The sequence below is a fragment of the Wolbachia endosymbiont (group A) of Volucella bombylans genome, from assembly GCF_964026965.1.
GTDB lineage: Bacteria > Pseudomonadota > Alphaproteobacteria > Rickettsiales > Anaplasmataceae > Wolbachia > Wolbachia pipientis.
Genome location: NZ_OZ034717.1, coordinates 243,216 through 257,748 on the forward strand (window position 1 = coordinate 243,216; position 14,533 = coordinate 257,748).

Consider the following 14,533-nt stretch of genomic DNA (forward strand, 5'->3'; position numbering starts at 1 on the left):
TCTTACAACGCTCAAAAGCAGAAAAACAAAAACTTGATTTTCTCAGCTAAATAGTGGACCATCAAAAGCACGCATAAATATCTACAATGAAAGAAAAAACTTTCACAATCATCGATGGCTATGGTTTTCTTTTCAGAGCTTACTATGTACTACCTCACTTAATTACCACAACAGGAATGCCAATAGGTGGTGTATATGGCTTTCTGAATATGGTTCTTAAGTACATTGCCCATTCGGACTACTTAACTATAGCACTTGATGCAGGGAAAAAGAATTTTAGGCACAATTTATATCCTGAGTACAAAGCGAACAGAGTAACGCCTCCTGAGGATCTAACTCCACAGTTCACCATACTGAGGGAAGCGGTAGAAGCTTTTAACCTCAGCTATGAAGAGATTGAAGGTTATGAAGCAGATGATATAATTGCAACACTAGCTGCAAAATACGCCAACCACCAAGACTTTAAAGTGGTAGTCGTTTCATCAGATAAAGATTTATTTCAACTCTTGAACCACAATATTTTAATATTCGACCCCATTAAAAATATATATATAGATGAAAAACAAGTAATAGAAAAATTTGGCGTAAACTCACACAAGCTTCTTGATTTATTTTCTCTAACTGGTGATGCATCTGACAACATTCCAGGCGTTCCGGGAATAGGTCCGAAGACTGCAGCTAAATTACTAGATGAATTTGATTCATTGAATAATATTATAGAGAACATTGATAACATCGAGCAAACGAGGATTCGTAATATTCTTGCTGAACATAAGGAAAAAGCGCTAATTTCAAGAGAACTTTTATCACTATGCGAAAAAGTAGACCTTCAACATGATATTGCAAAATGTGAAGTTCGCCCTCCAAATATGGAAAAACTATTATCCTTTTTAAAGAAGTATGAATTCAATTCTTTAATAGGTAAAATGGAAAAGCTTTTTTCCTATAATGGGTCTAGCACAAAAGAGAAAATAGAATATAGTAGTGAAGAGTTAGAGAAATTTTTGGAGCATTGTAGATATGAAGGCAGAATTGCAATTCATTGCCACTTTGAAGACAACTTATTAAATAAAATTTCCTTATCTTATAGCGAAAGTAATATTTTTTATATAGAGCAAGACAGCATACAAGATGCACTCATTATAATTAACTCAACTTTACTCTCAAATGGGGCGCTTAAAATAATACATAACATTAAAGAAATCAGGAAAATCTTCCCTACAGTAGAGAAGATGCTAGATTCAGTTGATGATTTGATGATAATGTCGTATAGCTTGGATACAGGAAAACACGATCACAGTATTCCAAACATAGTTGCGCATAATTTGAGTGAAAATGCAGAAATTTTCTCGGCAAAAACTTTAATAGCAATTCATGAAAAGCTAAAGCAAAGGTTATTTCAGGAAAAATTGTTCACAATTTACGAGCGCTTCGATAAGCCACTTATGAAAGTAATATTTGATATGGAGAAAAATGGGATATTACTGAACATACAAAAATTACAGGAGCTGTCCGATAAATTTCAGCAGGTAATTGCCGTGCTTGAAGATGAGATATATAATTTGGCAGGAGAAAGATTTAATATTGCTTCGCCAAAACAATTAAGTGATGTTTTATTCAACAAAATGGGGCTTAATAAAAAGAAAAAGTCAAAAAAATCTGGATCGTATAGCACCAATTATGAAGTTCTAGAGGCACTCGAAGAAGAAGGGGTAGAAATCGCAAGTAAAATCTTAAATTGGCGACATTTAAGTAAATTAAAAGGCACCTACACTGATGCATTAATAAAGCAAGTTGATCCACTTGATAGTAGAATACACACAAGCTTTTCAACGACTGCAACTGCAACTGGAAGGCTGAGCTCCAGCAATCCTAATTTACAGAATATTCCTATCAGAAGCGAAGAGGGAAATCTTATCAGACAAGCATTTATTGCGCCAAAAGGGCATAAGATAATTTCTGCTGACTATTCGCAAATAGAATTAAGACTCCTGGCACACGTTGCAAACGTTGCAGCATTTAAAGAAGCTTTTGCAAACGGACAAGATATTCATGAGATCACCGCAAGGCAAGTTTTTGGAGTGCAAGAAATAGATGAGCAATTAAGACGCAAAGCAAAATCCATCAATTTTGGAATTATATATGGCATTAGCCCATTTGGTCTTGCAAAGCGGCTTGGAATTACCATTGCGGAAGCTGCTGAATACATTAATTACTATTTTTCCTGTTACCCAGAAATAAAGGCCTATATGGAAAAAGCAGTGTCTATCGCAAGATTGCATGGTTATGTAGAAACTTTGTTTGGCAGGAGATGCTTTGTAAGAGACATAAACAATACAATTCCTTATATAAGACAATTTGCAGAAAGGGCAGCAATAAACGCACCACTGCAAGGAACCGCTGCTGATATAATAAAACGTGCGACAATTCAGCTTTTTGACCAATTGAAAGTAGGTAAAATAATCCTCCAGGTTCACGATGAACTACTGGTTGAAGTAGAGGACGAAAAGGTACAAGAAACAGCAAAACTTATGAAAGATATAATGGAAAATGCAATAGAAATTTCTGTACCACTTGAAGTAGAAATAAAAGTTGGCGACAACTGGGCTCTTAATTATGACTTAAACATCGTGGATTCTAGGAGTATAAATCATTTGAACTAATACGAAAAATATGTTAGAATAAAACATAGCAAATGCAAATAGGTCAGCCATGACAGGCCCACAAGTAAAAAGTTCAAAACCTCCAAAGTTACCTACTCAGGTAACTAACGAAGATGAGAAAATTTTTGAAAAAGAGGAACATCAGGTAATCCATGATGCCTTTATACAATTGCTAAAAAACAAAGTACAACCTAAAGAATTAAAGGAAGATGACGAGGCAGTACTCGCTTTCATGCTAAGTCAGAATCAAATTATATTCAATAATGTCAAGCTAGAAGATGTAGAACCACTCAGTGAAGAGAATTTTTCTCAGTTTTTACTTTCCGTATTTGAGAAAATTAGAGAGAAAAAATTAGCTAATGAAGAGAATTTAGAAAATGGTAAAATAAAAGAAGTAGTAGATGACTGTGTAGCTGATATACGCGGTACAGAAGCTAAAGATTCATCCATAAAGTTTGTATTGGAAATGCTGCTGCTGCTAATTGGAGGGATCAAAATAGACCCGAAAAATATTTCTGGCTCCTTTATGGATGGGATGAAAGAAAAAATACCATTCTTAGGTAAAGATAAAAAAGAAGAGGATGAACCACCACTCAGTGATGAAGAGATGGTAACAACGTTCTTAAGCAAGATCTTTTTTCCTGTCCTTCTTTCCACTATTCCAATGTTAATTTTTGGTCCTACTACACTCGGAGTAGTTCTTACTGCTATCGGCACAATATTTGCCATAAAAGGAGGAGTGGAGGTTCTTTTTTCAAATAACAAAAAAGGTACTTTGTATGACCCTAACTCACAAGATAAAAATGATACAGAAAAGAGAGAAAAACTGAATGGAAAAATTCTCGAGGGCATTGATGATATTTTAAAAACCCCAGTTACAGAAGTTGAGAAAGGCACCTCTGTTTCTGAACAAATTTCCCAAGGAAAAGAAAAGAGTGAACAACAGCCTGTTCCTGAACAAATTTCCCAGAGAAACAACAGGGAAAACGAAAAGAGTGAGCAGCGCGATCAATCTTGGACAGGAAAGGAAAACAAACGAAGGGAAGAACCACAGAGCAGCAAAGGTAAGACTACTCAGGTTTGCCAAAAGTGAATTGTGTAAGAGATCTGCTATTATTCTATAGCACATACAACAGGAGTATGGTCAGACGGATTTTCTAGCTTACGCAATCTATCATCTATGTAGCATGTTTCCAATTTATCTACAGCTTGTGGTGATAACAGCATATAATCTATTCGCATTCCTTGATTATTTCTGAGTGAATTGCCTTGATAATGCCACCAAGTGAATTGTTGCAAATTTGGGTGAGATATTCTAAACGCATCTTTAAACCCAAGATTCAAGATCGCTCTTAACTTCTCACGTTCTCTTATATGAAAGCACACTTGGCCATTCAATAAGTTTGAATCAAAGACATCAATTTCATCCGGTGCAACATTATAATCGCCAGCTATAATAGTTAACTCTTCATTCTTTAACAAAGTGCTCATCCTTTCATATAGATTATCAAAAAACTTGAGTTTATATTCAAATGCTTGAGAGTCCGGGCTTTGACCGTTTGGAACGTATACACTTCCCACCCTTACCTTCTGATTATTGTGCTTTATTATGCACTCTATATAACGCGCTTCTTGATAACCTTCTACGATATCAATCTTAAACTTCTCCAGTATCGGATATTTAGATAAAACACAAACGCCATTTCTTGCAACTTGTCCATAGACAGCACATTCATATCCCAGCTTCTCTATCTCTGCATAAGGAAATTGCTCTTCCATACATTTTATCTCTTGCAGCAAAATTATATCTATCTGACTATCAACTATAAAACTACAAAGTTGGTTAACTCTTTTACGTATGGAGTTTACATTCCAAGTTGCAATCTTTAGCATCAACAATCCTTATTAATTATATCAATTAAACTCTCCCCAGTAGGCAACCTCGATGTTATAATTTTTTTCCATTTGATTAACTTTAAACTATCAGCAATGTTTTTACTCATAGTATATGCAACTGTATTATTCATCACATGAGATAGCCCACTTTTTAGAACTAATGAACAAAATACCCTTGCTGTCTGTGAGGAAAAAAAAGCAACACTACCAATTTTACCATCCAACAGTAAATTTTTACACCTATTAGTTAGACTCCTTTTAATGATTGTTTTATAGAGTACAACTTCTCTTACGTTAAAATCTTCTTCAGATAATCTCTTTTTTAGGTCACATGATACTTCTTGTCCCCTTATATACAAGAACTTTATTGCGTTTGAATAATGAGCTTTTATGAATGATATCAGACCATCAACGTTGCTGTCTGCTGAGATTATATCAGAAAATCCCAAATTTTTTGCAGCCTGCATGGTTGAATTACCAACTGTAATAATCGGAAAGTCATCCTCTTTGCATATTTGACTAAAAGCCTTTACACTGTTTTTACTTGTAGATATCACAACGTCAAATTCGTACGCAGATATATCAGGATTTAAGTACTTTATTGTGAATACTGGTTCTATAAAAACTTTGTATCCATACTTTCTCAATATATTTCTTGTATTGAACGAGTCCAATAAAGGCCTCGTTAATAAAATAGACTTCATTCTGATTTATTTCACTACTAGTAAAATAGTACCCTTTATACACAAATTACTGAATAAAAACTTTTATTTTGATAGCTTGAGCAATTATTCAAGTAATTGATGTGGAAGTAGGAGTACTAAGCGCTCCTACCCCAATAAGCCCACAATTTCTGCTTACACTTTTTTGACGCTAATTACATCGAACTCTTTTGAATGGCTTCCTTCAGTGGAATTATATAGCTAATATTCCTGTATAAGTTAATACTTAAGCTTGTACTCTTGTAGTATTTGAAGAGAGATTCTCAAGGACGTTTTTTGTCTGTGGTTCACTAATCATAGTTTGAACGATATTAGCTGCCATAATAACACAGCCTAGAATAAAAAAAGGCGTAGAAACAAAATAAATAACAGAAGACTCAAAAAGCGACATAGATGCAATACCTCCTATTAGAAATGAAGCACTGGATGCTATATCAAGATAGATCTTTGTTAACTTTTTTTGTCCTGGAGTGTTTTTTATGCCAGATTTCTTATTAAGATTCTGTTGTCGGGAATGATCATTTAGTGACCATATATTTAAAGCAAACGAAAGTGCACTGAATATAGTGCCGGCAATACTAAAATACAGACTTAAGACAGGAATATTCAAGACCAATGCCGCTATGTATCCAATGAAAGAGATAGTAGATAGTGTAGTAACTAAGCGTTTCGAGTAAGTTCGTACCTTCTTTCTGCAGGCTAACTTATTTTTTTCACTATACATAGCATGAATATTACCTAATATGTTATATTATAACATTAATTAATTCAATAAGCAATATGGAAGCTAAGAGTGCCCGAGAGAAGACTTGAACTTCCACAACTTAAAAAGTTACTAGCACCTGAAGCTAGCGCGTCTACCAATTCCGCCACCCGGGCTTTTTATAGTTTACTATGTTAAAGTTAAATAATATACTTAAACAATTTTTAGTTCAAAGGTAATGCCAAATCTAGATCAAATATTTTTTGCTCAAAACAATGTTAATATTAATAACGTGTATAAAATAGTCAATAACGCTTTGAGCAATAGCGATGGTGGTGAGCTGTTTCTAGAATTTTGCCAGTCGGAGTCCCTGGTTTTTGAGGATAACATATTAAAACACATGGACTTGAATACTAGAAGGGGATTTGGTTTAAGGTCTTTTTGTGAAGATAGTACATCTTTCGTTTGTTCTTCTGAGATCAGCGAAAAAGAAATTAGTAATGCTGCTTCTATGGTAAAAAGCTCAGTGTCTTTAAACAAGACAAATTCAATAAATTTAAACGAAGAGACAAAAAGCCTATATTCGAGGATTAACCCTATAAATGAAATGGATCTGAATTCAAAGATTAAGCTACTCAATGAGGTTAATGAGTATGTAAGGTCCAAAAATAACTGCGTGAAGCAAGTAAAAATAACTCTAAGTGGAGAATGGCAAGTTGTACAAATAATAAAGGGTGATCACAGATTAAGCGATATCAGGCCTCTGGTACGTTTTAATGTGCTAGTCATTGTAGAAAAAGATGGCCGTACCGAAAGAGGTTCTGCAGGGCATGGTGGAAGGGACTCTTATAGTAAGTTTATTTCTGAGAAAAAGTGGAAAGAAGTTGCAAACCAAGCGTTAGAACAAGCACTGGTAAATCTTGAAGCAATTCCAACTCCAGCCGGAGAAATGACAGTCGTTTTAGGTCCAGGCTGGCCAGGAATATTGTTACACGAAGCCGTGGGTCATGGACTTGAGGGCGACTTCAATCGCAAAAAAGTCTCAGCATTTTCAAATTCTGTGGGTAAACAAGTAGCAGCTAGTGACATCACAGTAGTTGATGACGGAACTCTGCCCAATTTGCGCGGTTCTATCAGCGTAGACGATGAAGGCACTCCACCCAGTTATAATATATTGATAGAGGATGGGATCCTAAAAGGATACATGCAGGATCATATGAACGCTAAACTCATGGGTGTAAGCCCAACTGGTAATGGTAGAAGAGAAAGTTATAAAGAAGTTATTATGCCGCGCATGACAAACACCTATATGTTGCCCGGAAAGTATACACCGAAGGAAATAATATCTAGCGTAAAGAAAGGTCTATATGCAGTAAATTTCGGTGGTGGGCAGGTTGATATAACGTCAGGAAAATTTGTTTTTTCATCTTCGGAAGCTTACCTAATAGAAAATGGCAAAATTACACAGCCAGTCAAAGGGGCAACACTAATTGGTGACGGTCCAACAGTGTTGAAAAAAGTATCTATGGTTGGTAATGACTTAAAGTTAGATCCTGGTGTTGGCACATGCTCGAAAGATGGACAAAATGTGCCCGTTGGAGTTGGTCAGCCGACACTCAAAGTCGACGCAATAACTGTTGGTGGAACTGAGATATAGATAAGGGCTAAAACGGATTCCAGCACACGGCGCACAATTGTACAAACATTGTGATTTGGAAGCAATTGCCACCAGTAGGGTGTCATCCCAGTGTTTGGGCACTGCCTTTGTGTTTGAGGCAAAACTGGCTATAACATTTAACACACTGCTTTCGCAAATAAATGTTCGTACAGTTATGTGTCAGCTACTTGGATGACACTTTTGTACTTGATGCAAGATTATATCTTGAAAAAATTAAGTTTTAGTGCTATTAAATGGTTGTAAATTTTGTCTCTGTGGTAGCTTTATGAATGTTGAAAGTAAAAAAATACATGATGCTAAAATAAAATTACCAATATTTCTTGATTATCAATCTACTACTAAAGTGGATCCCCGTGTTTTAGAGGTGATGATACCTTACTTTGGTGAGTTCAGCAATGCACACTCTCGCAGCCATTCATTTGGTTGGACTGCTGAAGAAGCAGTGGAAAAAGCAAGGAAACACATCGCTGATCTGGTGAACGCAGATAGCAAAGAAATTATCTTTACCTCAGGTGCAACTGAGTCAAATAATACAGCAATCAAGGGCGTTGCTCACTTTTATAAAAATAAAGGAAATCATATAATCACTGTCTGCACGGAGCATAAGTGTGTTTTGGATTCTTGTCGGCATCTGGAAAATGAAGGCTTTAAAGTTACATATTTGCCTGTTAAGCAAAACGGAATTATAGATTTATCAAAGCTTGAGGAAGCAATTACTGATCAAACAATCCTGGTTTCAGTGATGATGGTAAATAATGAAATCGGAATAATTCAGCCTGTCAAAGAAATTGGTGCAATATGTAGAAAGTATAATATATTTTTCCACACAGATGCAGCTCAAAGCTTTGGAAAAGTTCCAATTGATGTTAATGAGATGCGCATTGATCTTATGAGTCTCTCTAGCCACAAAATTTATGGACCTATGGGAATAGGCGCATTATACGTTCGTAAAAAGGGCTCTCGTGTTAGATTGACACCATTGATCAGTGGTGGTGGACAAGAAAGAGGTATGCGTTCTGGAACAGTTCCAACTCCCCTTGCAGTCGGTTTTGGTGAAGCAGCACGTATTGCTAAAGAAGAAATGGAACCAGAAGCAAGCAAATTGGAAGGACTGAGAGATATTTTGTACAATAAGATAAAAGAAGCATTTCCTGATGTTGTTTTAAATGGTGACTATGAAAATAGGATTCCTGGCAACCTAAACTTGAGCTTTCCCTATGTTGAGGGTGAGTCTCTCATCATGGCAATCAAGGATTTAGCAGTAAGTTCTGGTTCTGCGTGCACATCTGCGTCTCTTGAGCCTTCCTATGTCATACGGTCGTTAAATAATGGCCATGACCTTGAGCATTCATCAATTAGATTTGGCCTAGGCCGATTTACAACCAAAGAAGAAGTTTTGTACGCAACAGATCTTATTACTAAAAATGTTGGCCGACTGAGAGAAATGAGCCCACTTTGGGAGATGGTACAAGAAGGAGTAGATTTGAACACCGTGAAATGGGACTCTCATTAAATGTATCCGTTCCAACTGCAAATGCACTTTGAAATTACTCTGTACCGTTCACACTTAATTCTTCAATCTCACTAATAGAAAGGCCAGTAAACTTGACAATAGTGTTGACATCAACATTATTAGCCAGCATTGCTTTTGCAACTTCAATTTTCCCTTCAATTTTCCCTTCAATTTTCCCTTCAATTTTCCCTTCAATTTTCCCTTCAATTTTCCCTTCCTCTTTACCGATTTTGATGCCTCTTTCTTCGCCAATTTGGATGCCTTTTTCAGTAGCAAGGTCAAGTCTGTATTCAAGAATGGCTTCTTCTTTCCGTAGATCCATTATTCTTTCTTCATAAGCTACTAAATCTTTTTCATTCCAGCTAAACCTGTCTAATTCATCGTAGGCTAACTTTATTATTGGTGCTTTTTCTGCTATTTTCCTTAAGTCTTCTTCCGTAGTTTCATCTGCATATTTGAAGAAAAATAACCAACGATCCACTATGCTTTCTAGCTGTTCTTCCTTATTCTTAGGAAATTTAGGTAGTTCAATAAATACAAATTGAAAATCTTTTAAGTCATGCTCATTGGTTTTCTCATCTCTTATAGTGTGGCTGGATATATAATCAAGCTTATCAGGAAATAAATTACAATTAGAGATAGCAATAAAGAAAACCTTCTTTAAATCAATGTACTTACCAGATTTATCAGCTTGCCTTGAGTAAGCCTTAGCAGCATATAGTTGAGCTCGTTTTTCGAAGCCTTTATCGCGAGTGAGCTGCATTTCAATCACATACCTAGCCCCACTAGAGTCCCTGCAAAGAACATCAACTATACTTTGCTTATCAGAGGCAATTTCAGGATCCATTATAGTACTGAGGAATTCCACTTCTTGTATAGTATTTATCTCGGTAAACCCTAAAATATCATTCAAAAAATGTATGAGAATATTCTTATTTTTTTCAGTGCCAAAGATTCTTTTAAAGGTTAAATCCAGCTTAGGGTCGAGAAACTTAGATAAAGCCATAGCCAAAGTGCTTAAAAATATTAATAATTATACACTATTATTAACAATTATTCAACCATATTTTTGAAGATAGCTATGCCGCCGCGAACCGTCATACCGCCGCGGTATCTCTAGATCCCGCTAACAAGCAGCGGGATGACGAATTACTTAACCGTCATACCACCGCGAACCGTCATACCGCGATTCATTCGCGGTATCTCGGCATAGATTCCGCTAACTAGTAGCGGAATGACGATTGTGTATCGTGCTTTGCTAAAAAAAAAATCACAGAATGCAGTCTGGTTACATTACTCTAGCTATACGCAACAACTTTACTTTCAACAATTTTATTAGCAATAATACGACTTTCACAATCAATATTTATTATATCAGATAGTGAATTAATATCAGTATAACTATCAAAACTTTCTATTGTTGATTCCACTATCTCTACTATTTTTAAAAAGCCAATTCGTGACTTCAAAAATTCATTAACAGCTATTTCATTTGCAGCATTGAGCACAATACTATTTGCTTGTGGAGCAGAAGAGTTTAACACTGCCATGCTAAGCTTTAGCGCAGGAAAACGTTTATGGTCTGGTTCTTGAAAGGTCAATTTTCCTTGCTCTGTTAAATCTAGTCTACAATTTAAAGCTGATCTTTCCGGCCAAGACAAAGCATATGAAATGGGAATTGCCATGTCAGTCTCTGCAAGCACAGCAAAGTTGAACCCATCCTTATAAGTTACAATTCCATGTACTATTGACTCAGGATGCACTATTGCTTCAATTTTATCCGGGCTGATGTTAAACAAGTTATGTGCTTCTATTATCTCTAGTGCCTTATTCATCATTGTTGCGCTATCAACCGAGATTTTCTTTCCCATATTCCAAGTGGGGTGACTAAGCGCCTGATCTACCATGACATTTCTTAATTGCTCAGAACTATAATTTAAGAATGGTCCACCAGAAGCAGTAAGTATGATCTTTTCTACGCATTTGTCGTCATTTTGCAAAATTTGAAAAATTGCATTGTGCTCAGAGTCAATAGGGATTATTTGTACATTTTTTTCTTTAGCTTTTTTGAGTAATAACTTTCCACCGCAAACAATGCTTTCTTTGTTTGCCAATGCAATGACTTTGGTACCGCTTTCTATAACCTCCATAACTGGCTCAAGGCCTGCAATGCCAACTATTGCAACAACTGAGAGATCAACAGGTATGGTAGCAATATTTGTAGCACCAATTGCTATTTTTACATCTGTACCAAGTAAACTTTCTTTCAAATCTTTGTAAAGCCTTTCATCGGAGATAGCAACATATTTTGCATTTAGCAGTTTTGCTTGGTGTGCCAGTAGAGCAAAGTTCGAATGGGCACTTAGTGCTTCCACTTGGTATTCTTCTTTTCTCTTTGAGAGCAAATCTACAGTCTTTTTTCCAACACTTCCTGTTGACCCTAAAACTGAAACCTTTTTCACTAAGACAAACTCATGTTAATTATAACAACAGCAACTTTTCTTATTAGGCCTTCTCGCATACTATTCAGCAGTTTTTAAGCGTTTAACCAAGTTCATGCCCGTGGTCATCACCAACAGATGGTGAAGGACCAGGTGAAAAAGATTGACCATGGTGATCACCTGCATCATGCATGTCTTGCAAACCATCAGCATTGTGAGCCATTTCATTATTGGCATGAGGGTAATCATCTGAGTGAGGTCCCTCATCACCATGAGCCATATCCATTCCTTCTGATGGCATATCTTCCCCACCTCCACCTGAAAAATATTCTGCAAGGCCTTCAAGAAATTTTATGCCAAACATATTACCTGATTTTCCAAACAGCGTTACTAGACTACTACCACTCACCAAACCTTCAAACACGTTACTATAAGCAGCAATTGCTCCTTCATGAAAGTTGAACAACCATTTCATTCCATCGACAACTGTTGAAACAGAGTCACTATGACCAAGACCAAAACCACTTTTCTCACCAGCAGCCTCTTGGTGTTGCTGCTGCGCTTGCCATTCTGCAATGTTTGGACCTTGAGCTTCACTCATAAATTTTTACTCTCAACCTTAAGCTATTATTTTATCACAAATATTGCAAAATATCAATAGAGCTTTTGAATATAGCTAATACAAACAATTTCTGTCATCCTATATATAGCTAAACTGACTTACGACAATTTGAAAAACGACAAATTCGTCATTCCGCTACTAGTTAGCGGAATCTATGCCGAGATACCGCGAATGAATCGCGGTATGACGTGTTAGCTATAGGATCCAGTTTGAAAAAAATCTGAATTCCAATGTTCACTACCTTTTACAAAGTTAAAACTTAAAAATATGACTGTTAGCAATAGTGTATATATCTTTAGCTATATATAATGAATGAATTTTTTTATATATTCGTTATTAGTATTTTGTATTTCCTGAACAGTTCCATGGGAAATGATCTCCCCTTCATATAATACTGCTATTTTATCAGCTATTTTAAATGCGCTATGAATATCATGTGTAATCGTGATAATTGTAGGGTTAAGATCTCTAGATAATTTTATTATTATCTCGTTTACTATATCTGACATAATTGGGTCCAATCCTGAAGTTGGTTCATCCAAAATAATGATTTCTGGGTTGTGTGCAATCGCCCTTGCAAGTGCCACTCTTTTTTTCATTCCACCTGATAGCTCTATTGGAAACATATCTGCTATGCTTTCCTCCAGTCCAACATCATTTAACTTCTCGATTGCTAGCTGTTTTGCCTCTTTTTTGCTGATATTAAAGCGCTTTTTATAATTAAAAGATATATTTTCCCACACTGTAACGTAGTCAAATAAAGCGGAATTTTGAAATAAAACCCCAAATTTATTTTTGCTTTTACTATTTATTTTAACAGACCCTGAGTCTGGAGCAAGCAAGCCGATAATTGTTTTTGTTAATACAGATTTGCCGCTTCCTGAGCCACCAAGTATGACTAATGATTCCCCTTTTAATATATCAAAATTTAGATCTTTTAGTACTGTCCTATCATCAAAAGATAAGCTTAAGTTCAATATTGATATTATGGGGTTACGCATGTATCAAAGTAATCATGTAGTTTGCTAAAATGATCAGTATGGACGATAAAACAACAGTTGATGTTGTAGCAACACCTACTCCTCGTGCACCTTCTTTGCAATGGTAACCGTAATAGCAGCTTGAGACAGAAATTATGGCGCCAAATACAGTTGCTTTTATTAGCCCAGTTATAAAATCATACGTATTAAAGAACTGAGCTGTGTGTTTAATGTATATATTTAAATTGTGGTTAAATTCGAAGACTGCAGTGATACATCCTCCAAATATTCCTATTAAATCTGCACATACTGTAAGTATGGGAAATACTATGATTGACGCTAAAATCCTTGGTGCAATTAAATATTTGAAAGGGTTGATGTTCAAAGTTGTAAGGGCATCTATTTGCTCGGTGATGCGCATCGTACCAATTTCTGCTGCAACTGATGATCCAACCTTTCCTACCATTATTAAGCTGATCAAAACTGGTCCTAACTCTTTAATGATAGTGATCGTAACAAGTTTGGGTATTATCTGTTCTTGGTTAATTAATGGGTCACTCAAGCTACTTTGTAAAACTATTGCCGCTCCTATAAAAACTCCAGTGAGCCCAACAATTGGCAGAGAGAAAAAGCCTATCTCTATAATTTGTCTTGCTATGTTGCTAAAATAATATGGTGGCACAAGGCAGTGGTATAGAGATTGAATAAAAAATATGAATGCACTACCAAGCCTTAACAAAAAATTGATAAAGTACCTACCAATTATTCTAACACTATTTATATCAAAAAAGCTCACTTTGTATTCATTTTAGCTAGAGTTACTGATTTTATTAAAATTTTTATTAACTTTATCGCAAAGTATAGCTGAGATATGTTTTAAGTTCAATATACTTGATGTTTTAATTTAAAGCTTAACCCAAGAAAGGTTTCCCTACGTCATACCGCAATTCATTCGCGGTATAGATTCCGCTAACGAGTAGCGGAATGACGGTTTTTCAAATTGTAGAGCCACTTTAGCTATAGAACTCAATTACATAAGCAAACCTTACTTATTTTACTATCCCTGTTTACTTCCTGTAAAAAACATGTTACTAATGTATTGTATTTTGTAGTAGAATGGAGGAAATTTTGGCAGTTCCAAAAAGAAAAAAGTCAAAGTCAAGGCGTAATATGCATCGTTCTCATCATGCTATTCAGCCTAAGAATATTGTGGTGTGTTCAACAACTGGGGAATTCATGTTGCCTCATAACGTAGCAGTTGATGGCAGTTACAAAGGAAAACGGGTTTTCATTAAGCAACAGGCGGAGTGACTAT

14 protein-coding genes and 1 tRNA gene are annotated in these 14,533 nt (G+C 35.8%); 6 read left to right on the forward strand and 9 right to left on the reverse strand.

Features of this window, described 5'->3' with window-relative positions; all coding sequences use genetic code 11:
- Positions 1-86: 86 nt before the first annotated feature.
- Both polA and AAGD51_RS01280 read left to right on the forward strand, forming a co-directional pair.
- Positions 87-2,663: a DNA polymerase I gene (polA, locus tag AAGD51_RS01275; RefSeq protein WP_341810473.1), complete on the forward strand. Its 2,577-nt coding sequence runs from the start codon at positions 87-89 to the stop codon at positions 2,661-2,663.
- Positions 2,664-2,712: 49 nt separating this feature from the next.
- Entirely contained in the window at positions 2,713-3,756 is a 1,044-nt protein-coding gene (locus AAGD51_RS01280) for a hypothetical protein (RefSeq protein WP_077188387.1), read from the forward strand.
- A gap of 20 nt (positions 3,757-3,776) precedes the next feature.
- Here AAGD51_RS01280 and AAGD51_RS01285 read toward each other — a convergent pair whose 3' ends face one another.
- The 4 genes from AAGD51_RS01285 to AAGD51_RS01300 form a co-directional block, all read right to left on the reverse strand.
- Positions 3,777-4,556, reverse strand: a complete 780-nt coding sequence (locus tag AAGD51_RS01285; protein WP_006279450.1) for an exodeoxyribonuclease III — start codon at positions 4,554-4,556, stop codon at positions 3,777-3,779.
- On the reverse strand, positions 4,556-5,263 hold the full coding sequence (locus AAGD51_RS01290; protein WP_077188389.1) for a uroporphyrinogen-III synthase: 708 nt from the start codon (positions 5,261-5,263) through the stop codon (positions 4,556-4,558). The genes AAGD51_RS01285 and AAGD51_RS01290 overlap by 1 nt, the downstream gene beginning before the upstream one ends.
- A gap of 244 nt (positions 5,264-5,507) precedes the next feature.
- A complete protein-coding gene (locus AAGD51_RS01295) occupies positions 5,508-6,005 on the reverse strand; it encodes a hypothetical protein (protein WP_077188390.1) in 498 nt (165 codons plus the stop codon).
- Between the two features lie 70 nt (positions 6,006-6,075).
- Positions 6,076-6,160: transfer RNA gene (locus AAGD51_RS01300), tRNA-Leu, on the reverse strand.
- Between the two features lie 62 nt (positions 6,161-6,222).
- On the opposite strand from AAGD51_RS01300, the gene tldD reads away from it, so the two are divergent.
- The 3 genes from tldD (at position 6,223) to AAGD51_RS01315 (ending at position 9,175) form a co-directional block, all read left to right on the forward strand.
- A complete protein-coding gene (tldD, locus tag AAGD51_RS01305; RefSeq protein ID WP_010962974.1) occupies positions 6,223-7,641 on the forward strand; it encodes a metalloprotease TldD in 1,419 nt (472 codons plus the stop codon).
- A 37-nt stretch (positions 7,642-7,678) separates the two neighbouring features.
- On the forward strand, positions 7,679-7,837 hold the full coding sequence (locus tag AAGD51_RS01310; protein WP_186809137.1) for a hypothetical protein: 159 nt from the start codon (positions 7,679-7,681) through the stop codon (positions 7,835-7,837).
- 90 nt (positions 7,838-7,927) lie between these two features.
- Entirely contained in the window at positions 7,928-9,175 is a 1,248-nt protein-coding gene (locus tag AAGD51_RS01315) for an IscS subfamily cysteine desulfurase (protein WP_077188391.1), read from the forward strand.
- 34 nt (positions 9,176-9,209) lie between these two features.
- On the opposite strand, the gene AAGD51_RS01320 is transcribed toward AAGD51_RS01315, so the two are convergent.
- From AAGD51_RS01320 to AAGD51_RS01340, 5 genes are all read right to left on the reverse strand, one after another.
- Positions 9,210-10,181: an Rpn family recombination-promoting nuclease/putative transposase gene (locus tag AAGD51_RS01320; RefSeq protein WP_341810474.1), complete on the reverse strand. Its 972-nt coding sequence runs from the start codon at positions 10,179-10,181 to the stop codon at positions 9,210-9,212.
- A 292-nt stretch (positions 10,182-10,473) separates the two neighbouring features.
- Complete coding sequence (gene dxr / locus AAGD51_RS01325; protein ID WP_077188384.1) at positions 10,474-11,637, reverse strand: 1-deoxy-D-xylulose-5-phosphate reductoisomerase; 1,164 nt, start codon at positions 11,635-11,637, stop codon at positions 10,474-10,476.
- A gap of 82 nt (positions 11,638-11,719) precedes the next feature.
- A complete protein-coding gene (locus AAGD51_RS01330) occupies positions 11,720-12,217 on the reverse strand; it encodes a hypothetical protein (RefSeq protein WP_182367341.1) in 498 nt (165 codons plus the stop codon).
- A 320-nt stretch (positions 12,218-12,537) separates the two neighbouring features.
- Positions 12,538-13,239: an ABC transporter ATP-binding protein gene (locus AAGD51_RS01335; RefSeq protein ID WP_006279859.1), complete on the reverse strand. Its 702-nt coding sequence runs from the start codon at positions 13,237-13,239 to the stop codon at positions 12,538-12,540.
- Positions 13,232-14,014 (reverse strand): MlaE family ABC transporter permease, encoded by a 783-nt coding sequence (locus tag AAGD51_RS01340; protein ID WP_015589313.1) that lies wholly within the window; start codon positions 14,012-14,014, stop codon positions 13,232-13,234. The genes AAGD51_RS01335 and AAGD51_RS01340 overlap by 8 nt, the downstream gene beginning before the upstream one ends.
- Before the next feature lie 332 nt (positions 14,015-14,346).
- On the opposite strand from AAGD51_RS01340, the gene rpmF reads away from it, so the two are divergent.
- Positions 14,347-14,529: a 50S ribosomal protein L32 gene (gene rpmF, locus AAGD51_RS01345; RefSeq protein ID WP_065094662.1), complete on the forward strand. Its 183-nt coding sequence runs from the start codon at positions 14,347-14,349 to the stop codon at positions 14,527-14,529.
- The last annotated feature ends 4 nt before the right edge of the window (positions 14,530-14,533 follow it).

What these genes read in the sequence shown, in the direction of transcription:
- AAGD51_RS01295 (WP_077188390.1), bottom strand. Translation starts at nt 6,005, where the DNA reads ATGTATAGTGAAAAAAATAAGTTAGCCTGCAGAAAGAAGGTACGAACT.
- AAGD51_RS01335 (WP_006279859.1), bottom strand. Translation starts at nt 13,239, where the DNA reads ATGCGTAACCCCATAATATCAATATTGAACTTAAGCTTATCTTTTGAT.
- tldD (WP_010962974.1), top strand. Translation starts at nt 6,223, where the DNA reads ATGCCAAATCTAGATCAAATATTTTTTGCTCAAAACAATGTTAATATT.
- polA (WP_341810473.1), top strand. Translation starts at nt 87, where the DNA reads ATGAAAGAAAAAACTTTCACAATCATCGATGGCTATGGTTTTCTTTTC.
- AAGD51_RS01315 (WP_077188391.1), top strand. Translation starts at nt 7,928, where the DNA reads ATGAATGTTGAAAGTAAAAAAATACATGATGCTAAAATAAAATTACCA.
- AAGD51_RS01320 (WP_341810474.1), bottom strand. Translation starts at nt 10,181, where the DNA reads ATGGCTTTATCTAAGTTTCTCGACCCTAAGCTGGATTTAACCTTTAAA.
- AAGD51_RS01280 (WP_077188387.1), top strand. Translation starts at nt 2,713, where the DNA reads ATGACAGGCCCACAAGTAAAAAGTTCAAAACCTCCAAAGTTACCTACT.
- AAGD51_RS01330 (WP_182367341.1), bottom strand. Translation starts at nt 12,217, where the DNA reads ATGAGTGAAGCTCAAGGTCCAAACATTGCAGAATGGCAAGCGCAGCAG.
- AAGD51_RS01285 (WP_006279450.1), bottom strand. Translation starts at nt 4,556, where the DNA reads ATGCTAAAGATTGCAACTTGGAATGTAAACTCCATACGTAAAAGAGTT.
- AAGD51_RS01290 (WP_077188389.1), bottom strand. Translation starts at nt 5,263, where the DNA reads ATGAAGTCTATTTTATTAACGAGGCCTTTATTGGACTCGTTCAATACA.